This is a genomic window from Nocardia sp. NPDC004718, assembly GCF_053601535.1.
Window position 1 is genome coordinate 1 of sequence record NZ_JBSGCA010000012.1, and the last position, 24,649, is coordinate 24,649.

The window sequence follows — 24,649 nt, forward strand, 5'->3', positions numbered from 1 at the left end:
CACCGCTGGCGACTTCGTCGCGGACGCGGCGGCCGCTCGGACGCGAGCCGGGCCGCGAACGGCGGATGCTCGGTCTCGCTTCGCCCGGAAGACGTGGTCGAGGTGAGCTGAGCGCGCGGGGCGGTGAAGGCGGGTATGGATGTATGCCTGACGTGACGGGGTCGCGTTGTCCCGCTGAGTATTCGCTCCAGCGAGGCCGCATTGTTCAGCATGTTGTTCGCCGTCGGGTGAACCCTCGTCGGTGGGTAGATCCTGCCCTGGACGTTCGGGTCGCTGTGAACTGTCACTCGTAGCGTTTTCGCCGTTTTTCCACGGCGGTGCACATCTACGCGATCTCGACGGCGATTTCGTCGTGAACTGTGGTTCACGTCCGACTCGACGTGGATCGGGTGGGCCCGGCGCGTGCCATGTCCGGGGTGTTCGCGGACGTCGCGGTTCAAAAGTGACATGCGCGGTTTCCGAACACGTCCACCGGCGTCCGGTTCGCCGGGGGACGGAGTGGTAGGCGGCTGCTCGACACGGGGTGTCCGAGGCGGTCGCTGGTTCGGCCAATGGGGAGACGTACAATCGCACCGTTGGCTATATGTGTATAGGGGTGCGTATCGCCCCCGTCGCACGACAACATTGCACAGCCGTATGCACCCGTCGCGTGGCGTCGGTCTTCGGTAGTGGCCTATCGGCAGCGAGTTGGCGCCGTCGGGCTTCGATCGATGACCGCCTCCGCGTCGCCGTGTCCAAGGGGATTCGGCCGGGTGTGCGCGCCGCAGCCAGGAGGGTTGCCGCGCGTCCGTACCCGGTACGGCTGACGACAGCCGGATCGCGCCAGCGTGCGCTGGAGCCGGCGAAGACGAGAGGTTGAGAGAGAAGAATGACCGAAACAACTGAACGCAAGAGCTCGGCCGTCGAGGTCGAGCCGGGCGTGTTCGAATCCGTAGCGCTGATCGACAACGGCAGCTACGGCACCCGCACCATCCGGTTCGAGACCGGACGCCTCGCCAGGCAGGCCGCCGGTTCGGTCGTCGCCTACCTGGACGACGAGACCATGCTCCTGTCGGCCACCACCGCGGGCAAGCAGCCCAAGGACCAGTTCGACTTCTTCCCGCTGACGGTCGACGTCGAGGAGCGGATGTACGCCGCGGGCCGCATCCCCGGGTCGTTCTTCCGCCGTGAGGGCCGCCCTTCCACCGACGCGATCCTGACCTGCCGCCTGATCGACCGTCCGCTGCGTCCGTCGTTCGTCGACGGCCTGCGCAACGAGATCCAGGTCGTGGTCACCGTGCTGAGCCTGGACCCCAAGGACCTCTACGACGTGGTGGCCATCAACGCCGCGTCCGCGTCCACCCAGATCGCGGGCCTGCCGTTCTCCGGCCCGGTCGGCGGCGTGCGCGTCGCGCTGATCGAGGGCCAGTGGGTGGCCTTCCCGACCACCGAGCAGCTCGAGGGCGCGGTATTCGACATGGTCGTCGCGGGCCGCGTGGTCGAGTCCGGTGACGTCGCGATCATGATGGTCGAGGCGGAGGCGACCGAGAACGTCATCGCGCTGGTCGATGGCGGTGCGCAGGCGCCGACCGAGACCGTCGTCGCCGAGGGGCTCGAGGCCGCCAAGCCGTTCATCGCCCGCCTCTGCCGCGCGCAGCAGGACCTGGCCGAACTGGCCGCCAAGCCCACCGAGGAGTTCCCGCTCTTCCCGCCGTACGGCCAGGACGTGTACGAGGCCGTCGAGGGCACCGCGAAGCGTGAGCTGGGCGAGGCGCTGAGCATCTCCGACAAGCAGGAGCGCGAGGCGAAGATCGACGAGATCAAGCTCGCCGTGCTCAACCGCCTGGCCGACGACTACGCCGGGCGGGAGAAGGAGCTGGGCGCGGCGTTCCGCGCCGTCACCAAGAAGCTGGTCCGCCAGCGGATCCTGTCCGACGGCTTCCGCATCGACGGCCGCGGGCTGGCCGATATCCGCGCGCTGTCCGCCGAGGTCGCTGTGGTGCCCCGGGCACACGGCTCGGCGCTGTTCGAGCGTGGCGAGACCCAGATCCTGGGCGTCACCACGCTGGACATGGTCAAGATGGCCCAGCAGGTCGACTCGCTCGGCCCGGAGACCAGCAAGCGCTACATGCACCACTACAACTTCCCGCCGTTCTCCACCGGCGAGACCGGCCGGGTGGGTTCGCCCAAGCGCCGCGAGATCGGCCACGGCGCGCTGGCCGAGCGGGCGCTCATTCCCGTGCTGCCCAGCCAGGAGGAGTTCCCTTACGCCATCCGTCAGGTGTCGGAGGCGCTGGGATCCAACGGCTCCACCTCGATGGGCTCGGTGTGCGCCTCCACCCTCTCGCTGCTCAACGCCGGTGTGCCGCTGAAGGCTCCGGTCGCCGGCATCGCGATGGGTCTGGTGTCGGACACCATCACCAACGACCAGGGAGAGGAAGAGGTCCGCTACGTCGCGCTGACCGACATCCTCGGCGCCGAGGACGCCTTCGGCGACATGGACTTCAAGGTCGCGGGCACCCGCCAGTTCGTCACCGCGTTGCAGCTGGACACCAAGCTGGACGGCATCCCGTCGCAGGTGCTGGCCGGCGCGCTGAGCCAGGCCCACGACGCGCGCACCACGATCCTGGACGTGATGGCCGAGGCCATCACCACCCCGGACGAGATGAGCCCGTACGCGCCGCGCGTCACCGCGATCAAGATCCCGGTCGACAAGATCGGCGAGGTGATCGGCCCCAAGGGCAAGGTGATCAACCAGATCACCGAGGACACCGGCGCCAACATCTCCATCGAGGACGACGGCACCGTGTTCGTCGGCGCGACCGACGGCCCGTCCGCGCAGGCCGCGATCGACGCCATCAACGCCATCGCCAACCCGCAGCTGCCGAAGGTCGGCGAGCGATTCCTGGGCACGGTCGTCAAGACCACCGCCTTCGGCGCGTTCGTCTCGCTGCTGCCGGGCCGCGACGGTCTGGTGCACATCTCCAAGCTGGGCAACGGCAAGCGCGTGGCGAAGGTCGAGGACGTGGTGAACGTCGGCGACAAGCTGCGGGTGGAGATCGCCGACATCGACAACCGCGGCAAGATCTCGCTCGTGCCGGTCGAGGAGAACGCCGAGGAGACCGGCGACGACGCGGCCGATGCGGGTTCGGCCGGGACCGAGTAGTACTTGTCTCTGTGACGAAGAAGAAGACGACAACCCCTCTGCTCAGCACCGGGCGGGGGGGTTCGTCACTCGAGTTGCGGGCGGACTCGGACAGCGGCGTGCGGCGTACCGTACTGCCCGGCGGATTGCGGGTGGTCACAGAGCATCTGCCCGGGGTGCGCTCGGCGTCCGTGGGTGTTTGGGTCGGTGTCGGGTCGCGGGACGAGGGCCCGACCGTCGCGGGAGCCGCCCACTTCCTGGAGCACCTGCTGTTCAAGGCGACGCCGACGCGGTCGGCCCTGGACATCGCCGAGGCGATGGACGCGGTCGGCGGCGAGCTGAACGCGTTCACCGCGAAGGAGCAGACCTGCTACTACGCGCATGTCCTGGACGACGACCTGCCCTTGGCGGTCGACATGGTCTCCGACGTGGTGCTCAACGGCTTGTGCCGGGCTTCGGACGTGGACGTGGAGCGACAGGTGGTGCTCGAGGAGATCGCCATGCGCGACGACGACCCCGAAGACCTGGTCGGCGACTCCTTTCTGGCGGCGTTGTTCGGCGATCATCCGATCGGGCGTCCGGTGATCGGCTCGATCGAATCCATCGAGGGGATGCGGGCCGCGCAGCTGCGGTCGTTCCACCTGCGGCGTTACCGGCCGGACCGGATGGTGGTCGCGGTCGCGGGCAACGTGGAACACGACCACACCGTGGAATTGGTGCATCGTGCCTTCGAGAACCGGCTCGACCCGGCGGCGGCGCCCGCCCCGCGGCGCGAGGGCCGGTTCCGCCCACACGGCGACCCGCAGCTGCACTGGAGCCATCGCGACAGCGAGCAGGCTCATCTGGCGTTCGGCGTGCGCGCCTTCGGGCGGCACGAAGGGGACCGGCGCTGGCCGCTTTCGGTGTTGAACACCGTGGTCGGCGGCGGGTTGAGTTCCCGTCTGTTCCAGCGCATCCGGGAGGAGCGCGGACTGGCCTATTCGGTGTATTCCAGCGTGGACACCTTCGCCGACACCGGAGCGTTCTCGGTCTACATCGGCTGCCAGCCGGAGAACCTCGGTCAGGTGGCGGCACTGGCCCGCGGTGTGCTGGAGGAAGTCGCCGCCGACGGCATCAGCGACGCCGAGTGCGCCCGCGCCAAGGGCTCGTTGCGCGGCGGGCTGGTGCTCGGTCTGGAGGATTCGGCCTCGCGTATGAACCGGTTGGGGCGCAGCGAACTCAGCTACGGCAACCACCGCACCGTGTCGGAGACCTTGGCCCGCATCGACGCCGTCACGACCGAGGAAGTGTCGGCCGTCGCGCGGACCCTGCTGGCGCGGCCGCTCGCCGCGTCGGTCGCCGGACCGTACAAGCGCACCCGTGATCTGCCCGCTGCCGTCCGGCGGCTGGTGCCGAGCTGATCGGCACACGGGCGCGGGGTTGCCGCTTGGCGGAGCATCCCCTGCCGCGATACTGTTTCGGCCGCCCGGCCGTCGGTTCTTCGCCGGAGGGCGCTGAACTCGATTGTCCGGGTGTCGGATCCGGCGATCTCTGGCAAGGAGTCGAGATGAACCGAACAAGTCGTGCCCTTCGCGTGCTCGGCGCGGTTTCGCTGCCCGTCGTCGTTCTGGCCGGGTGCGGCGGAACGGACGCGGACGCGGGCAAGCCGGGTGAGCCGACGGAGGCCGCACTGCGCACGGAAGCCACGAAGATGACCGAGGCGCTGGCGAGTCACGACTACGCCGCCGCGTACCGATTCCGTTCCGCGCGTTGCAGGCTCACGCTCAACGAGGACGACTACGTGGCGTCCATGGCGCAGCTGTACGACGGCAGGGACCTGAAGTCGAAGCCGTCGGAGATCACCGTCACCACCTCCGGATCGACCGGGACGGTCACGGTCAAGAATTTCGACGCCCGCGCCGCCCAGGACGATTCGAAGCCGAAGACCTGGACATTCGTCGACGGGCAGTGGCGCTTCGACAACTGCTGACCGCAGACCCGCTCGGCCGGGTCATTCCGGGCGGGCGCGGTTGGCGGCCGCCACGATCGTCGGCACCAGTCCGGGCAGAGCGGACTCGAGGTCGTCGGTGCGCAGACGCTGGCAGGTCTGGCCGTCGATGACCAGGCGCTCGATCACGCCCGCGTCGCGCAGGATCTTGAAGTGGTGGGTGGCAGTCGACTTGTTGATCACCTCGTAGAGCGCGCCGCAGCGGACCGCCGTTCCCGCGTTGCTGAGCCGGCGCACCATTTCCAGGCGCACCGGGTCCTGCAGCGCGCTCAGCACCGCGGGCAGCGTGGCCACCGGGGGCGCCTGCTGGTCCGCGTCTCGGACATCGACCATGATCTGGCTCACTCTCGGGTTTGATGATCGTCGTACCGGATGTATCGTCGACTGCTGTTCGATCATCATCAAACCTACCTGATCGGAGTTCCGATGGCAGCGACGATGGCGGTGGCCGTCGACGAGCAGGCCTCACAGCGCTGGGCTTACGCCCTGGTGCTGGCGGCCAGCGGCGTGGCGCTGGGGGTTTCGGGCGTTCCCGCGCCGCTCTACGGCATCTATCAGAAACAGTGGCATCTCTCGCCGCTCACCACGACCATCGTGTTCGCGGTCTACGCGGTGGCCGCCCTGGGCGCGGTGCTGGTATCCGGGCGGATCTCCGATGTGGTCGGCCGGAAACCGGTGCTGCTCGGCGCCTTCGCCACGATGGTCGCCGGATTGCTGGTGTTCGTGCTCGCCGACAGCGTGCCCATGCTGCTGCTGGCCCGTGCGCTGCACGGCGTCGCGGTCGGCTCGACCGTGGTCGCGGGCGCGGCCGCGCTGCTGGATCTGCGTCCGCACCGCGGCGCGCGGTCCGGGCAACTCAGCGGTGTCGCGTTCAACGTGGGAATGGCGGTGGCGATCCTGGGCTCGGCGCTGCTGGCCCAGTACGCGCCGCATCCGTTGCGGACGCCGTACGTCGTGATCACCGTCGTCTGCCTCGCGATCGGCGTCGGCGTGCTCGCGCTGCGCGAACCGCATTCGGCCCGGGTGGCCGGGCGCATCCGGATCGCGAAACCCGCCGTGCCGCCGGAGATTCGGGCCGACTTCTGGTTCTCGGCCATCGGCGTGATGGCGGCCTGGTCGGTGCTGGGCGTGCTGCTGTCGCTGTACCCCTCGCTGGCCACGCAGCAGACCGGCATCCACAACTTGGTCTTCGGCGGCGCCGTCGTCGCCTCGACCGCCCTCTCCGGCGCCACCGCGCAACTGTTCGCGACCGGCGTGCCCGCTCGGCGGGCCGCGATCCTCGGCGACACCGGCATGGCGCTGGCGCTGGTGCTGACGGTGCCCGCGCTGGCCACACACAACTGGATGGTGGTGCTCGCCGCGGGCGTCGCGCTGGGCGCGACCTTCGGACTCGGTTTCGGCGGATCGCTGCGCCACCTGTCGGATGTCGTGCCGCAGCACAAGCGCGGCGAGACCATGTCGGCGTACTACTTGCTCGCCTATTCGGCCATGGCGCTGCCCACCATCGTGGCCGGTTGGGCGGCAACCACCTGGGGTCTGAGCACCGTGTTCCCGTGGTTCGTCGGTGTCGTCGCCGTCGCCTGCCTGATCGCGGCCGGTCTCGGCCTGCGCCGCGACCGGTCCGGGGTCGTACGGGCATAGCGGCGATTGGCTTTTTGCCACGAGTGTCCGCTAATGTTCTGTGTCGCATCGCGGTCATCGTGATGCGAATGCGGATGTAGCGCAGCTGGTAGCGCATCACCTTGCCAAGGTGAGGGTCGCGGGTTCGAATCCCGTCATCCGCTCCACGAACTCACCCGGCCGCTCCGCCGGGTTCCCGCGATCACATTCAGTCGATGGTCACTTGTCATCCCCCGGTGGACCTGCTGTCCGGTGGCGCGGTACCGGCCAACCGGCGTGAAACGTGTATCAGAATGTTTCGGCACGGTCGGTCCGGGCATGTCCGCACGTGCGGGCTTCGCCGTGAGGCCCGGATCGGTAACTGCGCGTTCCATCCAATCGTCCTCGGCGAACGGAGGCAGCAGTGCAGATCGCCACGGTGTCCGAGCACGCGGGCCCGGCGGCCGGATCCGGTGTCGACGGCCGTGGCGGGAGTGCCGCCGAAGCCCGGCACCTGTCGGCCGACTCGACCGGGCCTTTCCATTCGGAGCGGCCGTGATGGCAGCGGGCGGCCCGCTCGTCGTGATCGGCGACGCGCTGCTCGACATCGATGTCGAGGGCCGCGCCGACCGATGCAGCCCGGATACTGCCGCTCCCGTCGTCGACGTCGCGCACCGGACGTTCCGGCCCGGTGGCGCGGGATTAGCGGCCCGGCTCGCCGCGGCGCAGGAGCGCGAAGTCGTGCTGATCGCGGGCTTCGCGGCAGACGAGGCGGCTGCCCGGCTGCGCGGGCTGCTGGACTCGCACGTGCGGGTCATCGCCCTTCCCCAGCGCGGTTCGACGGTCTGCAAGCAGCGAGTGCGGGCGATCGGCCCCTGCGCCGTCCCGAACGGCCACGCCCGTGCCAGACAGTCCCGGCGGCCCAACCTGATCGCCAGAATCGACTCCGGGGCCGGACGGGTCCGCGCCGACGTGCTCCCCGAAGAGGCGGTCGCCGTGCTGGCGGCGGCGCGCGCGGTCCTGGTCTCGGATTACGGTCGTGGCGCCGCGGCCCACCCGCAGATCCGTGGGCTGCTGCGCGCCCACGCCGACCACGTTCCGATCGTCTGGGACCCCCATCCCCGCGGACCCTTACCGATCCCGGGCGCGGCCCTGGTCACCCCGAATCACGCGGAAGCGCTCACCCTGCTGTCCGGGCGGCTCGACGACGGACCGGACCTGTGGAGGCTCGCCAAAGGGTGGGCTGTCGGGGCGATCGCGGTGACCCTCGGAACGGAAGGGGCCCTCGTCTGCCTGCGCGCGTCGGGCAAACGCCTGCGCATCCCGCTTCCGTCCGTGGCCAGGGCACCGGATGCCACCGACACCTGCGGTGCGGGGGACAGCTTCGCCGTTGCCGCGGCAGCCCGCTTGGCCGAGGGGCGTGGACCGGAGAGCGCGGTGCGCCGTGCGGTGCTCGCGGCAGCCGAGTTCGTCGGGTCGGGCGCCGCCGCCGCGTTCTCGGAGACGGAACCAGCCACGGTTTCCGAAGTCTCCGTCGCCTGGGACCGGCTGTGGACCTGATCCGCCGGCTTCGAAACCCTTGTGTGCCAGGCGATCACCCCGAAGTCCGGAAACCTGATCCTGCCTCGCTTTTCCGGCGGTAACCGAGCCTCCTCGTGCCCGAGCCCGACGCGGATGACATACTGGGGTTGCAGGTCACCGGCTGCCGTCACGATGTGCGCGCGCCGGCCGTTGAGTCAACAGCGGATTCTCGGCCGAGCGCGCCCGTGTCCGCGCGATCCCGTCGAAGGGATGGCGGCGGTGCCGTGGCGTCGCGGCCGCAAGCCCCTGTACCTCGGAGAGGCATTGCATTCATGACTCAACACGTGCAACCCCACATGTCCGATGTGCTCGCAGATAGCTCCACACCGTCGGACCAGCCCGCGGTGGGAAGCTTCCGGTTCTGGTTCGCCACCCGTCGCTGGGAATGGTCGGCCGAGGTGTATCGCATGCACGGGTACCGGCCCGGTGAGATCGAGCCCACTACGGAGTTGTTGCTGGCGCACAAGCACCCGGACGACCGCACGCACGTCGCCGAGATCATCGAGCGCGCCATCGATCGCGGGGAGACCTTCTCGAGCAGGCACCGGTTCATCGACCTGTCCGGTCAGGAACACACCGTGCTCGTCGTCGCCGACCGGATCCTGGACGACACCGGCACCGCCGTCGGCACCTCCGGTTTCTACGTCGACCTCTCCGACACCATCGCCGAAGCGCACCAAGCCATACTCGCCGCGACCCTGCCCGGACTCTACGAGAATCGCGCGGTGATCGAGCAGGCCAAAGGGGTGCTCATGCGCATCTATCAGATCAGCGCAGATCAGGCGTTCCAAGTGCTGCGCTGGCGTTCTCAGGAGACCAACACCAAATTGCGAGCGCTCGCCCAGCAACTGATCGCCGAACTTCCGCTCGTCCCGCCGCCACCTGCGGACCTGGTCGCCGCGTTCGACCACATCCTGCTCACCGTCCATCACCGGATACCGCCCGACTGATCCTGCGAGAGGCGGCCCCCGGCGGTGCGGGCATTTCGTTTTTCGGACCGATGTTCCGTGGGACTTCGTCTATCGCGCTGACATGCACCGTCGATGGCTGTCAGGCTGGAGCATGCGGTCTCGTGCCGACACCGGCCGCGGGAGGTGCGCATGAGCTGTCAGTACGGCGTGAAAGGCATCCGGACCGCGAACGGTCTGCTCGTGGTGACGTACGGTGAACTGGACGCGGCGAACGCCGACGAGTGCTTCACCGCGATCGTCGATGTCGTCGAAAACCACTGCGACACAACGCCGAATCCCACTTCGGTCGTGATCGACCTCTGCGGCCTGCGTTTCCTTTCCTGCGCGGGCGTCGGTATGGTGCTGCGGCTGGCGAGATGGGGTGCGCGAGAAGGCATCTCGGTCGGCACGACCGTGCCCGACGACGGCCCCGTGCGGCGCATCGTGGACGTCCTCGGACTGGGACGGAGCGTGCCGGTCGTCGCGTGCCCGGCGCCCGCGGTACACGGCGGCGCCCACGACCCGCGCGAGTGCCGTGCGTCCGGAGTTCCGCTCCGGCGGCGTCCGGCGCTGACGCGCGGTCCCGAGAACGCAGATCCACGCTGTCGGCCGTCCGATTTACGAACAAGACCGCCCACGAGCGCTTGAGGCAGCCGCCGGGCGGTACCCCCCGATCATCGCCTCGTTAACCAGCCGGTGAGCGCGTCGATAGCTGCAAAACGGGAATCGAGGAAGCTCATGTCATTGGCGACCACGAACCACAGGACCGCCACACCCCGCCGGACGCGGCGCGGAACCGACAGCTACGACGGCATCGAACCGTGGCTGGAGAAATTGTCCGCGATGGACGAGAACGATCCCGAACGCCCAGGATTGCGGGAATCGATTCTGCGACGGTGCCTGCCGCTCGCCGAGCACATCGCCCGTCGCTTCGTCGGTCGCGGCGAGAACTACGACGATCTGTACCAGATCGCGGCTGTAGGGTTGGTGCTCGCGGTCGATCGGTTCGACCCGGCGCGGGGACCGTCGTTCCTGTCGTTCGCGGTTCCGACGATCATGGGCGAGGTGCGCCGCCACTTCCGCGACCACAGCTGGGCGGTCCGAGTGCCACGCCGGATCAAGGAGATCCAGTTGACCATCGGCCCCGCCGTGGAGCGGCTCTCCCAGCGCCTGGAACGGATGCCGACCGCTCTGGAGATCGCCGTGGAGTTGAATCTCGACCTGACGGAAGTCACGCAAGCGCTGCTGGCAGGCAACGCCTATTCCACGAACTCGATCGACGCCGTCGTCGAGGACGACGAGACCGGCAGCACCTCGGTCCGGGTAGCGGAGACCTTCGGCGAGGAGGATCCGTCCTACGAGCTGACCGACGAGGCCCTGGCGATCGCTCCGCTGCTCGCCGAACTGCCCGAGCGTGAGCGGTGCGTGCTGCACATGCGCTTTTTCGAATCGCGCACGCAAGCGCAGATCGCCGCGGTGCTCGGCGTCTCGCAGATGCACATCTCCCGCGTTCTGGCACGGACGCTCGCCGAGCTGCGCGAGCGCGCCATGCGGGACTGACCGAGGTCATCCGGACTCGTCCCGGGCCGAATGCCCCAGCGTCACGCGCTGAGGGTCGTGAGCGGTGCTCGGCCGTACGCGCCGCGGTAGGCGGTCGCGAATCGTCCCGGGTGAGCGAAGCCCCATGTCGCGGCGATGGAGGTCACCGTGTGTCCGTCGTCGGGCGAGAAGTCGCGCAGTTGTTCGTGCGCCCCGCGCAAGCGAAGCCGCCGCAGATACGCCATGGGCGTGGTGTCGAGATGGCGGCGGAACGCCAGTTGCAGCGCACGGGCGCTGACATAGGAGGCGGCGGCGATGTCGGTCACGCTGATGTCGTCGCACACGTGTGCCTCGAGGTACGCCACTGCGCGCCGCACGGTGTCGGGATGGGCATCGTTGCGGTCGCTCGCCGTCGGATCCTGGTGTGCGGTGCTCGGCAGGGCGTGCAGCACGGTGGCGGCCAGATACTGCACGGCGGTGGACGCGATCAGCGGCGCCTTGCTGGCCACAGGATCCGCGGCGAGACCGCGCATATGCCCGAGTACGTCGGACAGGTGTTTCCCTGCGGCCGCGGAGATCGGGCGATGGCCCGTCAGGCGCACCGGCTCCAGGTCGTGCCCCGGGATCGAGGCTGCCACCCGGGTCAGCAGCGCGGGATCGAACATCGTGATGCGGTAGCTGGCGTGGTGGATCACCCCGGAATATGGCAGGTCCGGTGGCGTGAGCAGTCCGAGCTCGCCGGGCTGGAAGAAGTCGGTGCCGTCGGCGTAGTTCTCTTCGATCGACCCCGAGTCCACCTCGCACAGGCAGATCTTGCCCAGCGGCTGAGCGTCGTACTTCATGTCGAAGCTCAGGTCGAGATCATCCAGGCTCACCGGACCGAGCATTTTCCGGGTGATGTCCGTGCGCACCGCCACACCTGTGCTGTTGCCGATCCGCATCCTGGTGTAGTTGGAATTGAGGAATTCCTCTGTGTCGCCCAAACTGTCGCTGTGGAAGGCCAATGACTCCATTGCTGCGACACTCCTGCTGTTTCGAATACGGCATCCCGCCCAGCACGTCGTAAAGGTTTGTCGAGCTACTCTGCTTCGACGTACGGACTGGTCACAACCGTGGTCGATTCAGGCAGGTAGGCACGCGCGGTTGGTACCACACAGTGCGACGAGGCTCCGATCCCGCACGCACCGAGATGAGGTGAATACCCGCTTCGGCTGCGTTTCAACCGTCGGGCGACTCCCACTCTACCCGCCGCGCGGCGTTCGCACCGGGCACCTGGGACGGGATGCGCGCGTGGCGTGGGCATCGACGTGTTTCGTCCGCACCTCAGCGGCCACCCTCACCACGAGGGGCGCGGTGGCGTCCTTCTACAACGCCGTCCCGAGAGACGAGGAGGTCCTATGGTTTCGCAGGACACGATCGCGCAATTGCGCCAGGACATCACCACCGCCTCGGACGCGGGCGACGAGGCGAATGCCGAGCGCCTGCGCCGCGAACTCGCCGAAGCGATCCGGGAAGCCGACAAGAGCGGCGACACCGAGCAGCGGTGACGGATCGGCGGACGCGCAGGCCGGCTGCTGTCGGCCTGCGCGCCGATCATCCCGCGCTCTCCCGGTTCTCGAGTCCCACGGCGTCGGTGAGTTCGCGGCGGTGACGCAGGAGTTCGGGGTGCTCGGGACTCAGCTCGCGCATCAGATCGGCCAGCCCGTCGGCGATGGCGTTGAGCTTCTGCTGGATGGCGGCGTCGGAGCGGCTCTGGGTGTTCTGCAGCAACGCGACGAGCAGGAACGTGATGATCGTCGTCGCGGTGTTGATGACCAGTTGCCAGGTGTCGACGCTCGGCAGGAGGAAGATCGTCGGAGCCCATACCAGGACCAGGATCACACAGAAGACGAAGAATCCCGCTTTGGAGGCCAGTGCGCTGGCCGCTGTCGCGAAGCGGTCGAACACCGACAGCTTCCCCTTGATGTCCGACGGCATGGTCGCGGGCTTTCCGGCGAATGGGTTTTCAGTGCGCTGAGCCATGCGAATCCTCTCGAAAATGCCGATCCAGACGGGCTTCGGCTTACCTCGGTCAGCCGGGTTCAAACGCCTTGTGCGGTGTGGCTGCGTCACCGATGCGCCGGCGCTTCCGCGCGAAACCCCTGCGGTTGTTGCTCATTCGTCGGGCTCGTCGCGCGGCGGCAAGTATGGCTCGGCCTCCTCGGGGTGGCCGCCTGCGATGCTGCGCGCACGCGCGAGTTCGGCATCGAGTTCCGCCCCCAGCAGGATCGCGATGTTCGAGATCCACAGCCAGACGAGGAAGACGACCACGCCACCGAGGGAACCGTAGACCCGGTTGTAGGAGCCGAAGTGGCCGACGTAGAACGCGAATCCCCAGGACGCGCCCGCCCAGAGCAGGACGGCTATGGCGCTACCGGGCGTCAGCCAGCGGAATCCGGGCTGCCGCACGTTCGGCGCCGCCCAGTACAGCAGGGCGAAGACCAGGCCGATCAGTGCCATCATCACCGGCCACTTGACGACGCCCCACACCGTGATCGTGGCGTGCCCGAGGCCGAGCCACCGGCCGATCTGCTCGGCCAGCGAACCGCTGACGACGACGCCGACGGTGCAGGCGCCCAGCAGGACCACCACTGCGGCGGTCAGGGCGACCCGCACCGGCACGGTCTTCCAGACCGGGCGTCCCTCCGCGATGTCGTAGATGGCGTTGGTCGCGCGCATGAACGCGCCGATGTAAGCGGACGCGGTCCACAGCGCCGACGCCAACCCGAGCAACGCCAGCGGTCCTGCCGGTGCTTGCGCTTGCTCTATGTTGTTCACCGCGTCGACGAGCAGATCGGTACCGCTGCCCGGCGCGATCTCGCGCATGGTGTCGATCAGCGCCTTGGTGTCGTCGCGTCCCAGCATGCCCAGCCCTGCGGTCAACACGATCAACCCTGGAAACAGCGACAGCACGCTGTAGTACGTCAACGCCGCGGCCCAGTCGGTGAGATTGTCTCTTTGGAACTCGCCGACCGACCGCTCGACCGCGCCCCACCACGACCGCCACGGCAGATCCGCCGGCCCGCGCAGCCGGCGTCGCGTCGTAAACCTTTTCTGCAATCCCTGCGCCACCCGCCTCACCTCCCGCTTGCGGCGGATACCCGGCAGGTGGGCTCCGAAACAGATTCGCAGGCAGCGATGTTCGATGATTTCTGCTCACTCGGCGGGTACTGGGCACGGTGCGCGGAGGGTGGAAAATCCGTTGTTCCCCGTACCACGGAACCGTAACCTCGCTCGAGTTTGTCCACCGATCGACTAAGGAGACCCATCGTGGAACCCGTCACCGAACGCGACATCAGGTCGTCGTTCGTCAACTGTTCGAAAGGCGACGCCAAACGGCTGCCGGTACCCAAGGACCTGGACGAACGGCCCTGGGCGGATCTGGACTTCCTCGGCTGGAGCGATCCGTCGCTGCCCGGGCGCGGGTACCTGGTCGCCCCGCGCGACGACCGCTTGGTGGGCGTGGCACTGCGCTATGCCACCGGCGGCACCGGCCGGGCGCAGCTGTGCACGATCTGCCTGACCACCCATACCGGCGGCGGAGTCTCGCTGATGACCGCGCACAAGGCGGGCGAATCCGGCCGTAGGGGCAACTCGGTCGGCACCTACATGTGCACCGATCTCGCTTGCTCGCTCTACGCGCGCAACAAGAAGCGCCCCGCGCTCGGGAGCCGATACCGCGAGGATCTCACGCCAGAAGAGAAGATCGAGCGGGTGCGCGACCACCTGGACACGTTCCTGGCGAAGCTGTACGCCTGATCCTCGCGCCCATCCACCGGCAGCCGGTGCGCTGCCCGCCAGAACGGAGGTAGATGCCATGTGCCGACATTCGACAACCGCACTATCGAGCCACCCCGAGTCGCCTACACCGCAACGGGGCTCGGGGTGGCCGTGATTCCTCGCCGGTCGAGTCGACCCGGATCGCCCGGGTCGTCCCGTCCGGTGAGGAATCACCACCCCGGAGATCCCGAGCGCATCAGCCCGCCGGTTCGTCGCGCGCGGGTTCCCACACCGCGCGCAAGCTGGGGGCGCCGGGGACCAGATCCGGCAGGTCGGGGATCGAGCCTGCCTCGGCGACGATCGGAGCGATGATCGCCGCGTGCTGTTCACGGGCCAGCCGAGCCGCCTGTTTGCCCGCTTCGGTGACCGAACGGCCCAGCTGTTCCGGTGTGCTGCGCAGCGCGGTCGGCGCGAACCGCACGTCGACGAGGATGCCCGCCGCATCCACGGTCACCTCCACCGACTTGTCCGCCGACGCGGCCGTGCACCGCAGGGCGGCCAGCTGGTCGCGCACCTCCGACAGGTGGGTGCGCTGCTCGGCGAGCGCATCCAGGATGTGGTCCACCTGGTTGCGGATTCCGCTGTTGGCGGAGCGCATCCCGTCGCATTCCCACCGGTCCACCGGCACCGACCTCCTCGAGTCCACCTTGTTCCCGACCGTCGAATCGGGTCCGGGAACGAGGCCGAAATTGTCGGGCAGGCGGGACGCGAACGCATCGCGCGCATCCCGATGCTGGGAAGGGTCAGGTCGGTGCGGACTCGGTCTCGTGCACCGACAGCCAGCGAACCGCGCCGGGGTCATCGGTCGTCAGCACGGCGGTCACGCGGCGGTTGGTGACGCTCCCGGCCGTCCGATGTGTCTCCAGGAACCGCACCACCGCGATGTCGCCGGAGCGCAGGAGTTCCTCGACTTCGGACACTTCGATCACCAATCCGGGCAGAGCATTTCGCGCGCCGCGGATACCCGCGAGCAACGCGCCACGCCCGAGCAATTCGCCACCGGTCGTCACCATACTGAACCGTTCGTGCTGCGCCGCGGCGAACCGCTCGAACACCTCCGCCTGCGCTTGCGACCCGAGCCACGTCGCCAGGTCGGCGTGCAACCGCTCGACCGCAGCCACCAGATCCACACCCATGCGCGGCATCGTACGCAGGCGGCTCCCCACGTGGCGGGGAGCGGCGACCGTCCCATGTGCCCGGACCGCAGGGCGCGGTAGCGTCGGCGGCATGAAGATTCGTGGAGCGGTCCTGGAGCAGATCGCGGCGCCGGCGCCCTTCGCCGAGTCGGCGCCCATCACCGTGTGCGATCTGGAGCTGCGCGAGCCGGGGCCGGGAGAACTGCTGGTCCGGATCGAGGCGGCGGGGATCTGCCATTCGGACCTGTCCGTGGTGGACGGCAACCGGGTCCGTCCGGTGCCCATGCTGCTGGGCCACGAGGCCGCGGGCCGGGTGGAAGCGGTCGGTCCCGGTGACGGTGATATCGCGGCCGGGCAGCGCGTGGTCATGACGTTCCTGCCGCGGTGCGGTGAGTGCGCGGGGTGCGCGACCGACGGTCGCACGCCTTGCGTGCCCGGCAGCGTCGCCAACAACGCGGGCGAATTGCTCAACGGCGGCAGGCGGTTGTCCCGTGACGGCGCCGAGGTGCACCACCACCTGGGTGTGTCCGCTTTCGCCACCCACGCGGTGGTGGATCGCAGGTCGGTCGTGCCGGTCGAGGACGACGTGCCCGCCGAGGTCGCCGCCGTTCTCGGTTGCGCCGTGCTGACCGGCGGTGGCGCTCTGCTGAACTCGGCGCGACCTGGCGCCGGTGACCGGGTGATGGTCGTCGGCCTGGGCGGCGTCGGGATGGCGGCGGTGCTGGTCGCGGTGTCGCTCGCCGCCGAGGGACACGAGGTGATCGCGGTCGACACCGTGCCGGAGAAGCTGGCGCTCGCCCGGGAATTGGGCGTAAACGCGGCGTACACCCCGGCCGAGGTCGCCGAGCTCGGTGTGCAGGCCGAGGTGGTGGTCGAGGCGGCGGGCAACGTCCGTGCCTTCGAGACCGCCGTCGCCGCGACCGCTCCGGGCGGCACGACCGTGACGGTCGGACTGCCCGCTCCTGACGCTCGTGCCGGTATCTCGCCGTTGGCGCTGGTCGCCCAGGGGCGCTCCATCGTCGGCAGTTACCTCGGTTCCGCGGTGCCGTCGCGGGACATCCCCGAGTACGTCCGCATGTGGCGGGCGGGACGTCTACCGGTGGAGCGGCTCGTCTCGGCGCACGTCGGGCTCGATGAAATCAACCGCGCCATGGACGAACTCGCCGCGGGCCACGCCTTGCGGCAGGTCATCGTCTTCGACTGATCCGGTGCGCCGCCGGAGCCCGCTCGACCGGGGGCGCGCGTCGCTCAACCGGTGGGCCGGTCCATCCGGTCGATGAATCGCTCCAGCAGGCGGGCGAACTCGGCGCGCTCGGCGGGGGTCCAGTCGGCCATGGCGGCGGCCATGGCGGCCCGCCTGCCCGCTCTGGCCTCGGCCACCGCCTGGTTCCCGGCGGCGGTCAGGCGCAGGACCGAACGCCGTCCGTCGCGCTGATCGGCGACGCGTTCCAGCAGGCCGGAGGACACCGCCTGGGCTGCGAGGCGGCTGGCCCTCGGCTGATCCACGCCGAGCGCGGGAGCGAGCGCGCCGACCGTGTCGGCCGCGCCGTCGGCCACGGCGTCCAGCGCGCGGAACACCGCGACGGGAATCGCGCCGTCGCTCAGCGCACCGCGTGTCTGCCTGCGCCGGATCCGAACCATCGCCGCTTCGACGGCGACGGTGATCGCATCGTCCTCGTCCATTCCCTCACTCTGTCATCCCCGGAATTCATATGTGAATACATCTAATTGTCGCAAAACATGCACAGGAGGAATGATGGCCATTCATCGCGACACGTTCTGTGCCGACGACTCCGAATGGCCGACCGAACTGGCCGGGCGCGTCGCCGACGGGCTGGTCTCCGACGACGGGGGCGCGCTGTCGCCGACCGAGGAGGGTCGTGTCACTCACGACGAGGCCTTCGTCCGGATCGCCCGTCGCAGAAGGCAATTGGCGGAGAGAATCAGCGATGAGCGGTTCGCCGGAACCCTGCGGATCCTGCGACGGATGGTCGTCAACCTCGGAGGCGCGACGAACTCGGAGGCCGGTGAACCGCGCCCGACGTGATCGGTGGCTTCCTCGCCTTCGCTCGGCCCGGCGCGAATCCGAGGGCGGACTTCGTCCGGCGGCGTTCGTCGAGCGGCCGTCTTCGCCTCCGCTCGGCTCGGCGCAGGGCAGCGCGGAGTTCTGGTTGCCGCTCTTTCGCCGGGCACTGTCGGGCGGCGGGCTCGCGGTCGGGCCGGCCCACTAGGCTGATCCCGACCGGAAACGGAACGAGGAGGTGCGGTGGCCATTCGGGTCGGAGTGCTCGGAGCGCGCGGCAAAGTCGGACAGGCGATCTGCGCGGCGGTGACGGCGGCGGACGATCTGGAACTGGTCGCCGCCGTCGACAAGGACGATTCGCTCGACGGGTTCGCCGCGGCGGATACCCAGGTGGTCGTCGACTTCACCCACCCCGACGTGGTGATGGGGAATCTGAAGTTCCTGGTGGAGCACGGCATCCACGCGGTGGTCGGCACCACCGGTTTCGATGAGGCTCGCTTGGCGGAGGTGCGGAGCTGGCTGTCGGGTCGCCCCGAAGTAGGCGTGCTGATCGCGCCGAACTTCGCCATCGGCGCGGTGCTGTCCATGCGTTTCGCCGAGCAGGCCGCCCGGTTCTTCGAATCGGTGGAGGTCATCGAGTTGCACCACCCCAACAAAGCGGACGCGCCGTCCGGCACCGCCTACCGCACCGCGGGCTTGATCGCCGCCGCCCGGGACAAAGCGGGCCTGAACCGCAGTCCCGACGCGACGACAACCGAGCTGGAGGGTGCGCGCGGCGCCGACGTGGACGGGGTGCGGGTGCACTCGGTGCGGCTCGCCGGTCTGGTCGCCCACCAAGAGGTGCTGTTCGGCACGCAGGGGGAGACGCTCACGATCCGGCACGACTCGATCGACCGCTCGTCGTTCGCCCCCGGTGTGCTGCTCGGCGTGCGTGAGATCGCGAACCGCCCCGGTCTCACCGTCGGACTCGACCCCTTCCTGGACCTGTGAGCCGGTGGCGAGCGCCGCGGCGTGGAGCGCGACCGTGAGCGGCTCGGAGCCTGCCGAGCGTAAGGGCAGCGGGGAAATCGTCAAGGTGGTCGCCCCGATCGCGGCGCTCATCTTGGTGCTCGTGTTCTATTTCCTGCTGCTCGGCCGGATCGCGTTCAGCCTGATCGGTTCGGGCGAGGTGGCGGCGATCGTGATCGGCGTCGGCGTGCTGATCCTGCCGCTGCTGGGCGTCTGGATCGTCGTGGCCACGGTGCGCGCGGCCCTGGCGCATCAGCATCTGGCGCGGCGCATCCACGACGAGGGCCTGGAACTCGACACTTCCGCGTTGCCGCGCCTGCCGTCCGGCCGCATCGAACGCGCGGCCGCCGACGAGCTTTTCGCGACGGTCAAGGCGGAGTGGGAGGCCGACCCGGACAACTGGCGCGTCTCCTACCGCCTCGCGCGCGCCTACGACTACGCCGGCGACCGCACCAGGGCCCGCGAGACCATGCGCCGCGCGGTCGCCCTGGAACGGCACGAGCGCGGCACCGACTGACGATCGCGCGGGCCGATACCATCGCAGGGTGGCCCGGTTGCTGATCATCCATCACACGCCGTCCCCGCACATGCAGGCGATGTTCGAGGCCGTCGTCTCCGGGGCCACGGACCCCGAGATCGAAAACGTGGAGGTGGTGCGCCGAGCCGCGCTGGCCGTCACCGCGTCCGACGTTCTGGCCGCCGACGGATATCTGCTGGGCAGTCCGGCGAACCTGGGATACATGAGCGGTGCGCTCAAGCACGCGTTCGACACGTTCTACTATCCGTGCCTGGACTCCACGCGCGGGCGCCCGTACGGCTTGTATCTGCACGGCAACGAAGGCACCGAGGGCGCCGAGCGCGGGGTGGCGAGCATCACCACCGGACTGGGCTGGGAGCAGGCCTCCGCCGCGGTCGTGGTCTCCGGTCCGCCCGCCAAGGAGGATTTGCAGCGGTGCTGGGAGCTGGGCGCCACGCTCGCGGCCGGGCTCATGCCCTGATCCCCCGAATTCTGGTGTCTGACCATGGCGCACCATTGCCCGGCATACTGTCTGCGATGTTGTCGCGGTGGGGATGTGGACGAGTATCTCGGGATGGGAGAGCCAGGTGACCTGGGCCGAAGGGAGCGAGAACGCCCCGCGCCGAATCGGATTGGTCGAGGACCACGAATCGGTCGCGATCGGTCTCGCCGCGATGCTCGCGCGGGAAACGGATCTCGATCTGGTGCTGACCGCGGGCACCGTGCCGGAACTGCTGTCCGCCGCCGACGGCGCGCCGAAGCTGGATCTGGTGGTGCTGGACCTGCGGCTGGCCGACGGGTCCTCGCCCGAGGACAACGTGCGCGCCCTGCGTGACCGCGGCATCGAGGTGCTGGTCTTCACCGGCGCGGACAACGCCTTCCTGGTGCGGTCCGCCGCGCGCGCCGGGGTGCTCGGTGTGGTGCGCAAGTCCGAGGACGTGCCGACGGTCGTCGCCGCCGTGCGCCGTGCGGCCAGCGGCGAACAGGTGGTCACCACCGACTGGGCGGCCGCCATCGACGGCGATCCGCAGCTGTCCGACGTGGGCCTGAGCCCGCGCCAGGAGGAAGTGCTCACGTTGTACGCGTCCGGGGAGAAGGCATCCCGGGTCGCGCGGTTGACCGGTCTGTCCGAGCAGACGGTCAACGACTATCTCGGCCGCATCCGGCAGAAGTACGCCGACGCCGGTCGTCCGGCGCCCACCAAGACCGACCTCTACAAGCGGGCGGTGGAGGACGGGTGGTTGCCGGTTCCCGAGCGGCAGCCGCGCGGATGACCGCGTCCAGCATGCTGGACACTCCGTCGCACCCCCGTTCCCGCCCGCTCGACCGGCCGCGTGCGAGCCGTTGGCGTCGCGGAGTCGTCGCGCTGTCCAGGGAGAAGGCCTCCGAGGGCGCCGCCGATCGCATCCTGCGCCGGTTCGGTTTCGCCATCGGCATCGCCGGCGTGATCGCCGCGATCGTGGAGCTGCCCGAGATCGCCGATCAGAGCCGTTTCGTTCCTGTTCAGTGGACGATCGTCGAGGTGGTGCTGGCGTTCGGACTGTTCCCGGTGCTCGCGGTCGTTTCGGTCGGCATGGGCCCGCGCGTGATCCAGCGGGTGGCCGGCGCGGCAGCGGTGAGTTTCCTCGGGGCCATGGCGGTGGTTCCGGTGGCGTACGCGACGCCGAATGCCGAAGCGGCTTCGGTGTGGCTGTATCGGGTGTTGGCCCTCGGCGTGCTCGCGGCCGTGCTCGCCTGGCGTCCGCCGCTGGCCGTGGCCTACCTGGTGGTGGGTGCGGCGTTCAGCGCGCTGGCCAATCTGGTCGTGCTGCGGGAGACCACCGCGCTCGCGCTGCTGGGCGATTTCGCCAGGGCGGCGGGCCTGAGCGCGCTGTTCCTGTGGTGCGTGATCTATGCCAGGGCGGCGGCGGCCCGAGTGGATCGTGAGTCGGCGATCGAGAGCAGCCGCGCGGCGGCGGTCGCGGGCACGGCGGCCCGGGAACGGGAACGAGCGCGATTCGCCGCGCTGATCCACGACGCCGTGCTGTCCACTCTGCTGGATGCCTCCCGCGCCGGGACCGAATCTCCGGTGCTGCGCCGCCAGGCTGAACGGACCCTGGAACAACTCGACGAGTGCCGGGGCGCCGAGATCGAACCCGACCGCCTGGACGCGCAATCCGCGATCGGGTTCCTGCGCTCGGCCGTGCACGAGGTGAACCCCGGTATCCGGTTCACCACGCGGCGCTGGGCCGGATTCGACGATCTGCACCTGCCGGTGGACGCCGCGAGCACGATCGCGGCCGCGCTGGCCGAGGCCGTGCGCAACAGCCTGCGACACGCCACCGTCGTCGGGCGAGAGGTGCGCCGGACCGTCACTGTGACGATCAGCGCCGGCGGGATTCGCGTGGTGTTCCGCGACGACGGAGCGGGTTTCGACCTGAGCGCGGTGCCCGTCGATCGGCTCGGCATCTCGGTGAGCATCCTGGGCCGCATGCGTCGACTGTCCGGCGGCGCCGGGTTCGTGGAATCCGAGCCGGGCGAGGGAACGACCGTGACGTTGGTATGGGGCGGAAATGGCTGAGACGGAAGCCGAATTCGGGTTGCGCGATCTGCTCGGGCTCCGCGACCGCGCGGCCTGGTTGTTCCTGGTGGTGCTCGAAGCGACCATCGTGCTGTACATGGTCCGGAACTTCTCGGAATCGCCGGTGGCCGCGGCGGTCGCGGCGCTGGTCGTGCTGGCGCTGGCCGGTGTCGTGGTGATGGCGGCGCCGACCGACCCGCTGCCTTGGCCCGCGACCGTGTTCGTCGCGGCCTCCGGACCGCTGGCCACCACCCTGACCTCGTTCGATGTCGAGCACGGTTGGTCGAAGCAGGTGTGGACGGCGTTCGCCGCGTCCTATGTGCTGGCCGTGCTGGTGCTGCGCGGACGATCGGCCGCGGCCTGGCTCGGTGTCGCCGGCATCGGCGTGGTGATCGCCGTGGTCGGTGTGGTGGCGGGGCTGCGGGAGGGCGTCGTCGTCGGTTCGATCGTGCCGGTCGCCACGGTCGCCGGGGTTTCCCTGTTCGCGGCGATCATGCGGCCCACCCAGCGGTCGCTGCGGCTGCTGCGCGACGAAGCGGCCATGCGCGCCGCCGCCGAAGCCGCGATGGCCGCGGAGAACTCCGAACGCACCCGTCAGCTGGCTCGGTTGGACGCGGTGGCGCGCCCGATCCTGGAACGCATCGCCGACGGCGACGAACTCAGCGCCGCCGAGCGGGAACAGTGCAGGCTCCTGGAAGCCGAACTCCGCGACGGGCTTCGGGCCCCGCAGCTGGCCACCGACCAACTCAGCAGCGCCGCCCGCGGAGCCCGCTCCCGCGGTGTCGAGGTGATCCTGCTCGACGACGGCGGTTTCACCGGCGTCCCGCATCGGGTGCGCCAGCAGGTGATCGACGCCGCCACCAGGGAACTGGACGCCGCCAACGACGGTTCGGTCACCGTCCGCATCCTCCCGACCGGCCGCCGCATCCTGGCGACCGTCCTGGCCACCGCGTCGGACCGCGACCGCCGCACCGAGATCGACGCCACGGGCGCGGTCACGGTATCCACCTGACCTGTCGGTGCCCCATGGCATCGTTGTCGGTTATGCGGAAGATGGGTGCGGCGGCGGCGCGGCGAACGGCGTTGGCGGCGCAGGGCTTCGGGGCGCGCAAGCCCGGCCGGATCACGCGGCGGACGGTGCTCGGCGTGCTGGACCGGACGCAGCTGCTGCAGCTGGATTCGGTGTCGGCGGTGGTGCGGGCGCATTACGCGCCGGTGTTCAGCCGGATCGGGCCCTACGACCGCACGCTCCTGGATCAGGCCGCGTGGAGCAACGGCTCGCGGCGGCCACGGTCGCTCGTCGAGTATTGGGCGCACGAGGCCGCGCTCATCCCGGTCGAGGACTGGCCGCTGCTGCGCTGGCGGATGCGGCGATACGAGCACGGGCGCTGGTCCGGCATGCGCAAGGTGGTCGAGCGCAATCCGACCTTGGGCAAGGACATCCTGGACGTGATCACCGCGGTGGGCCCGGCCACCGCGGGTGAGGTGGAGCGCCACCTGGAGCTGGACAAGCCGCGGCCGAAGGGCTCCTGGTGGAATCTCAGCGATACGAAGATGATCTGCGAGCAACTCTTCGCGGCGGGCGCGCTGTCTGTAGCCACGCGTGTGGGGTTCACCAGGCACTACGACCTGACCGAGCGGGTGCTGCCCGCGGAGGTGCTGGCACGCGACGTCACCGAGCAGGACGCCGTTCGTGAACTCGTGCTGCGTGCCGCCACCGCGCACGGCATCGGCACCGAAGCGGACCTGCGGGACTACTACCGCCTCCAGCGCACCCAGACCGAACCCGCCATCGCCGATCTGCTGGACGCGGGCGAGCTGATCCCGGTGGAGGTGGAGGGCGGGGGAAACCGGCTTATCTGCGGGCGGGCACTCCCACGCCGCGTCGCATCGAAGGCGCGGCGCTGCTGTGCCCGTTCGACCCGCTCATCTTCTTCCGCGCCCGCACGGAGCGGATCTTCGACTTCCACTACCGCATCGAGATCTACACCCCGGAACACAAACGGGTGCACGGGTACTACGTCTTCCCGTTCCTGCTCGACGGCGAACTCGTGGGCCGCGTCGATCTGCGGGCGGAACGCGCGAACGGCCGGTTGTGGGTGCCCGCCGCGTTCGCCGAGCCCGGCTACGACACTCCGGCCACCGCGCAGGCCCTCGGCAGCGCGCTGCGCGAGCTGGCCGACTGGCTCGAACTGGACGAGGTCGCGACAGGCGATCGCGGCAATCTCGCCGCCTTGCTGTAGCGCGTTCGGGTCAGATGTCTCGTTTGGGCCCGTACCCGCGCATCTGATCGCGCAATGCTCCGTGCACGGCGCTCGACAGCCACGAGTTCAGGGACTGACCACTCTGTGCGGCAGCCTCTTCCGCGCGCGCCTTCATCTGTTCCACCAGCCGCAGCGTGACCCTGCTGATGTCCCCGGTCATCTCCTCGAAGGAGGGGCTCTGCTCGCCCACCGTGCTCTTGCGCACATCGATGGATGCGTCGGTGCCGTCGACCGAGACGTGCACCGTGCGGTCGCCGAGCGCGGCGCTGACCTCGGCGGCGAGGTCCGACAGCGCGGCGAGCAGCACCAAGCGGGCCGGGCCTTCCGTCGCCGCGGCCAGTGCGGCCGCCGTGGCCTGCGTCTTCTCGTCGCCCAGCGCCGCGGCGGCGATCAGGTTCTCGCGCAGTTGGCCGGTGTACTTGTTCAAATCCATGATGTCAGTGTGACGTCATCGATGACATCGGGCAAGCGGCGAAATGACATCATCGGACCGTCGTCGATATGGATTCGCGTCCTTGTTGCGGCCTGATCGCCGACGACGG

Annotated in this window: 26 protein-coding genes, 1 tRNA gene and 1 pseudogene; 20 read left to right on the forward strand and 8 right to left on the reverse strand. The window is 69.3% G+C overall.

The window, feature by feature from the left end:
- Window positions 1–868 precede the first annotated feature (868 nt).
- The 3 genes from ACWEH3_RS11300 (at window position 869) to ACWEH3_RS11310 (ending at window position 5,093) form a co-directional block, all read left to right on the forward strand.
- Entirely contained in the window at window positions 869–3,145 is a 2,277-nt protein-coding gene (locus ACWEH3_RS11300; protein ID WP_450024266.1) for a polyribonucleotide nucleotidyltransferase, read from the forward strand.
- A gap of 38 nt (window positions 3,146–3,183) precedes the next feature.
- Window positions 3,184–4,524, forward strand: a complete 1,341-nt coding sequence (locus ACWEH3_RS11305; RefSeq protein WP_450024316.1) for a M16 family metallopeptidase — start codon at window positions 3,184–3,186, stop codon at window positions 4,522–4,524.
- 146 nt (window positions 4,525–4,670) lie between these two features.
- Window positions 4,671–5,093: a hypothetical protein gene (locus tag ACWEH3_RS11310; protein WP_397076555.1), complete on the forward strand. Its 423-nt coding sequence runs from the start codon at window positions 4,671–4,673 to the stop codon at window positions 5,091–5,093.
- 21 nt (window positions 5,094–5,114) lie between these two features.
- Here ACWEH3_RS11310 and ACWEH3_RS11315 read toward each other — a convergent pair whose 3' ends face one another.
- Window positions 5,115–5,444 (reverse strand): ArsR/SmtB family transcription factor, encoded by a 330-nt coding sequence (locus tag ACWEH3_RS11315; RefSeq protein WP_355070134.1) that lies wholly within the window; start codon window positions 5,442–5,444, stop codon window positions 5,115–5,117.
- Between the two features lie 93 nt (window positions 5,445–5,537).
- Here ACWEH3_RS11315 and ACWEH3_RS11320 point away from each other — a divergent pair, with 93 nt between their 5' ends.
- From ACWEH3_RS11320 to ACWEH3_RS11345, 6 genes are all read left to right on the forward strand, one after another.
- Window positions 5,538–6,752, forward strand: coding sequence for an MFS transporter (locus ACWEH3_RS11320; RefSeq protein ID WP_450024269.1), 1,215 nt, complete (start codon window positions 5,538–5,540; stop codon window positions 6,750–6,752).
- A gap of 70 nt (window positions 6,753–6,822) precedes the next feature.
- Window positions 6,823–6,898 (forward strand) — tRNA-Gly (locus ACWEH3_RS11325).
- Window positions 6,899–7,268: 370 nt separating this feature from the next.
- Window positions 7,269–8,270: a PfkB family carbohydrate kinase gene (locus tag ACWEH3_RS11330; protein WP_450024318.1), complete on the forward strand. Its 1,002-nt coding sequence runs from the start codon at window positions 7,269–7,271 to the stop codon at window positions 8,268–8,270.
- Window positions 8,271–8,563: 293 nt separating this feature from the next.
- Window positions 8,564–9,241: a PAS and ANTAR domain-containing protein gene (locus ACWEH3_RS11335; RefSeq protein WP_450024271.1), complete on the forward strand. Its 678-nt coding sequence runs from the start codon at window positions 8,564–8,566 to the stop codon at window positions 9,239–9,241.
- A gap of 150 nt (window positions 9,242–9,391) precedes the next feature.
- Window positions 9,392–9,889, forward strand: coding sequence for an STAS domain-containing protein (locus ACWEH3_RS11340; RefSeq protein ID WP_450024273.1), 498 nt, complete (start codon window positions 9,392–9,394; stop codon window positions 9,887–9,889).
- Between the two features lie 90 nt (window positions 9,890–9,979).
- Window positions 9,980–10,801, forward strand: a complete 822-nt coding sequence (locus ACWEH3_RS11345) for an RNA polymerase sigma factor SigF (protein ID WP_450024275.1) — start codon at window positions 9,980–9,982, stop codon at window positions 10,799–10,801.
- A gap of 41 nt (window positions 10,802–10,842) precedes the next feature.
- Here ACWEH3_RS11345 and ACWEH3_RS11350 read toward each other — a convergent pair whose 3' ends face one another.
- Window positions 10,843–11,793 carry a helix-turn-helix transcriptional regulator gene (locus tag ACWEH3_RS11350; protein WP_450024277.1) on the reverse strand — a complete coding sequence of 317 codons (951 nt, stop codon included), beginning with the start codon at window positions 11,791–11,793 and terminating at the stop codon, window positions 10,843–10,845.
- A 384-nt stretch (window positions 11,794–12,177) separates the two neighbouring features.
- Between ACWEH3_RS11350 and ACWEH3_RS11355 the strand changes: the two genes are divergently transcribed.
- The gene (locus ACWEH3_RS11355; RefSeq protein WP_450024279.1) at window positions 12,178–12,327 is read left to right on the forward strand and encodes a hypothetical protein; all 150 of its coding nucleotides are present in this window, start codon (window positions 12,178–12,180) and stop codon (window positions 12,325–12,327) included.
- A 46-nt stretch (window positions 12,328–12,373) separates the two neighbouring features.
- On the opposite strand, the gene ACWEH3_RS11360 is transcribed toward ACWEH3_RS11355, so the two are convergent.
- Both ACWEH3_RS11360 and ACWEH3_RS11365 read right to left on the reverse strand, forming a co-directional pair.
- Window positions 12,374–12,802, reverse strand: a complete 429-nt coding sequence (locus ACWEH3_RS11360) for a low affinity iron permease family protein (RefSeq protein ID WP_450024281.1) — start codon at window positions 12,800–12,802, stop codon at window positions 12,374–12,376.
- Window positions 12,803–12,934: 132 nt separating this feature from the next.
- Entirely contained in the window at window positions 12,935–13,891 is a 957-nt protein-coding gene (locus ACWEH3_RS11365; protein WP_450024283.1) for a YihY/virulence factor BrkB family protein, read from the reverse strand.
- 198 nt (window positions 13,892–14,089) lie between these two features.
- Between ACWEH3_RS11365 and ACWEH3_RS11370 the strand changes: the two genes are divergently transcribed.
- The gene (locus ACWEH3_RS11370; protein WP_450024285.1) at window positions 14,090–14,578 is read left to right on the forward strand and encodes an FBP domain-containing protein; all 489 of its coding nucleotides are present in this window, start codon (window positions 14,090–14,092) and stop codon (window positions 14,576–14,578) included.
- 217 nt (window positions 14,579–14,795) lie between these two features.
- On the opposite strand, the gene ACWEH3_RS11375 is transcribed toward ACWEH3_RS11370, so the two are convergent.
- Window positions 14,796–15,227 carry a YbaB/EbfC family nucleoid-associated protein gene (locus tag ACWEH3_RS11375; protein WP_450024287.1) on the reverse strand — a complete coding sequence of 144 codons (432 nt, stop codon included), beginning with the start codon at window positions 15,225–15,227 and terminating at the stop codon, window positions 14,796–14,798.
- A 115-nt stretch (window positions 15,228–15,342) separates the two neighbouring features.
- Complete coding sequence (locus ACWEH3_RS11380; RefSeq protein ID WP_450024289.1) at window positions 15,343–15,735, reverse strand: hypothetical protein; 393 nt, start codon at window positions 15,733–15,735, stop codon at window positions 15,343–15,345.
- Between the two features lie 91 nt (window positions 15,736–15,826).
- On the opposite strand from ACWEH3_RS11380, the gene ACWEH3_RS11385 reads away from it, so the two are divergent.
- On the forward strand, window positions 15,827–16,939 hold the full coding sequence (locus ACWEH3_RS11385; RefSeq protein ID WP_450024291.1) for an alcohol dehydrogenase catalytic domain-containing protein: 1,113 nt from the start codon (window positions 15,827–15,829) through the stop codon (window positions 16,937–16,939).
- Between the two features lie 44 nt (window positions 16,940–16,983).
- Here ACWEH3_RS11385 and ACWEH3_RS11390 read toward each other — a convergent pair whose 3' ends face one another.
- On the reverse strand, window positions 16,984–17,418 hold the full coding sequence (locus tag ACWEH3_RS11390; protein ID WP_450024293.1) for a MarR family winged helix-turn-helix transcriptional regulator: 435 nt from the start codon (window positions 17,416–17,418) through the stop codon (window positions 16,984–16,986).
- Between the two features lie 73 nt (window positions 17,419–17,491).
- On the opposite strand from ACWEH3_RS11390, the gene ACWEH3_RS11395 reads away from it, so the two are divergent.
- From ACWEH3_RS11395 to ACWEH3_RS11430, 8 genes and pseudogenes are all read left to right on the forward strand, one after another.
- Window positions 17,492–17,782 carry a hypothetical protein gene (locus tag ACWEH3_RS11395; RefSeq protein WP_450024295.1) on the forward strand — a complete coding sequence of 97 codons (291 nt, stop codon included), beginning with the start codon at window positions 17,492–17,494 and terminating at the stop codon, window positions 17,780–17,782.
- A 219-nt stretch (window positions 17,783–18,001) separates the two neighbouring features.
- A complete protein-coding gene (gene dapB, locus ACWEH3_RS11400; protein WP_450024297.1) occupies window positions 18,002–18,748 on the forward strand; it encodes a 4-hydroxy-tetrahydrodipicolinate reductase in 747 nt (248 codons plus the stop codon).
- Window positions 18,749–18,782: 34 nt separating this feature from the next.
- Window positions 18,783–19,283: a hypothetical protein gene (locus tag ACWEH3_RS11405; RefSeq protein ID WP_450024299.1), complete on the forward strand. Its 501-nt coding sequence runs from the start codon at window positions 18,783–18,785 to the stop codon at window positions 19,281–19,283.
- A 28-nt stretch (window positions 19,284–19,311) separates the two neighbouring features.
- Window positions 19,312–19,764: a flavodoxin family protein gene (locus ACWEH3_RS11410; protein WP_450024301.1), complete on the forward strand. Its 453-nt coding sequence runs from the start codon at window positions 19,312–19,314 to the stop codon at window positions 19,762–19,764.
- 73 nt (window positions 19,765–19,837) lie between these two features.
- A complete protein-coding gene (locus ACWEH3_RS11415) occupies window positions 19,838–20,557 on the forward strand; it encodes a response regulator transcription factor (protein WP_450024320.1) in 720 nt (239 codons plus the stop codon).
- A complete protein-coding gene (locus ACWEH3_RS11420; RefSeq protein ID WP_450024303.1) occupies window positions 20,521–21,843 on the forward strand; it encodes a sensor histidine kinase in 1,323 nt (440 codons plus the stop codon). Before ACWEH3_RS11415 ends, ACWEH3_RS11420 begins: the two co-directional genes overlap by 37 nt.
- Window positions 21,836–22,855 carry a hypothetical protein gene (locus ACWEH3_RS11425; RefSeq protein ID WP_450024305.1) on the forward strand — a complete coding sequence of 340 codons (1,020 nt, stop codon included), beginning with the start codon at window positions 21,836–21,838 and terminating at the stop codon, window positions 22,853–22,855. Before ACWEH3_RS11420 ends, ACWEH3_RS11425 begins: the two co-directional genes overlap by 8 nt.
- 32 nt (window positions 22,856–22,887) lie before the next feature.
- A pseudogene (locus tag ACWEH3_RS11430) lies at window positions 22,888–24,086 on the forward strand (winged helix-turn-helix domain-containing protein).
- A 10-nt stretch (window positions 24,087–24,096) separates the two neighbouring features.
- Here ACWEH3_RS11430 and ACWEH3_RS11435 read toward each other — a convergent pair.
- Window positions 24,097–24,540 carry a hypothetical protein gene (locus ACWEH3_RS11435; protein ID WP_450024307.1) on the reverse strand — a complete coding sequence of 148 codons (444 nt, stop codon included), beginning with the start codon at window positions 24,538–24,540 and terminating at the stop codon, window positions 24,097–24,099.
- Window positions 24,541–24,649: the final 109 nt, after the last annotated feature.

Coding starts and splice junctions, on each gene's coding strand:
- ACWEH3_RS11310 (WP_397076555.1), top strand. CDS start 4,671: ATGAACCGAACAAGTCGTGCCCTTCGCGTGCTCGGCGCGGTTTCGCTG.
- ACWEH3_RS11320 (WP_450024269.1), top strand. CDS start 5,538: ATGGCAGCGACGATGGCGGTGGCCGTCGACGAGCAGGCCTCACAGCGC.
- ACWEH3_RS11335 (WP_450024271.1), top strand. CDS start 8,564: ATGACTCAACACGTGCAACCCCACATGTCCGATGTGCTCGCAGATAGC.
- ACWEH3_RS11350 (WP_450024277.1), bottom strand. CDS start 11,793: ATGGAGTCATTGGCCTTCCACAGCGACAGTTTGGGCGACACAGAGGAA.
- ACWEH3_RS11330 (WP_450024318.1), top strand. CDS start 7,269: ATGGCAGCGGGCGGCCCGCTCGTCGTGATCGGCGACGCGCTGCTCGAC.
- ACWEH3_RS11415 (WP_450024320.1), top strand. CDS start 19,838: ATGTGGACGAGTATCTCGGGATGGGAGAGCCAGGTGACCTGGGCCGAA.
- ACWEH3_RS11435 (WP_450024307.1), bottom strand. CDS start 24,540: ATGGATTTGAACAAGTACACCGGCCAACTGCGCGAGAACCTGATCGCC.
- ACWEH3_RS11360 (WP_450024281.1), bottom strand. CDS start 12,802: ATGGCTCAGCGCACTGAAAACCCATTCGCCGGAAAGCCCGCGACCATG.
- ACWEH3_RS11345 (WP_450024275.1), top strand. CDS start 9,980: ATGTCATTGGCGACCACGAACCACAGGACCGCCACACCCCGCCGGACG.
- ACWEH3_RS11300 (WP_450024266.1), top strand. CDS start 869: ATGACCGAAACAACTGAACGCAAGAGCTCGGCCGTCGAGGTCGAGCCG.
- ACWEH3_RS11395 (WP_450024295.1), top strand. CDS start 17,492: ATGGCCATTCATCGCGACACGTTCTGTGCCGACGACTCCGAATGGCCG.
- ACWEH3_RS11425 (WP_450024305.1), top strand. CDS start 21,836: ATGGCTGAGACGGAAGCCGAATTCGGGTTGCGCGATCTGCTCGGGCTC.
- ACWEH3_RS11355 (WP_450024279.1), top strand. CDS start 12,178: ATGGTTTCGCAGGACACGATCGCGCAATTGCGCCAGGACATCACCACC.
- ACWEH3_RS11380 (WP_450024289.1), bottom strand. CDS start 15,735: ATGGGTGTGGATCTGGTGGCTGCGGTCGAGCGGTTGCACGCCGACCTG.
- ACWEH3_RS11315 (WP_355070134.1), bottom strand. CDS start 5,444: ATGGTCGATGTCCGAGACGCGGACCAGCAGGCGCCCCCGGTGGCCACG.
- ACWEH3_RS11385 (WP_450024291.1), top strand. CDS start 15,827: ATGAAGATTCGTGGAGCGGTCCTGGAGCAGATCGCGGCGCCGGCGCCC.
- ACWEH3_RS11390 (WP_450024293.1), bottom strand. CDS start 17,418: ATGGACGAGGACGATGCGATCACCGTCGCCGTCGAAGCGGCGATGGTT.
- ACWEH3_RS11340 (WP_450024273.1), top strand. CDS start 9,392: ATGAGCTGTCAGTACGGCGTGAAAGGCATCCGGACCGCGAACGGTCTG.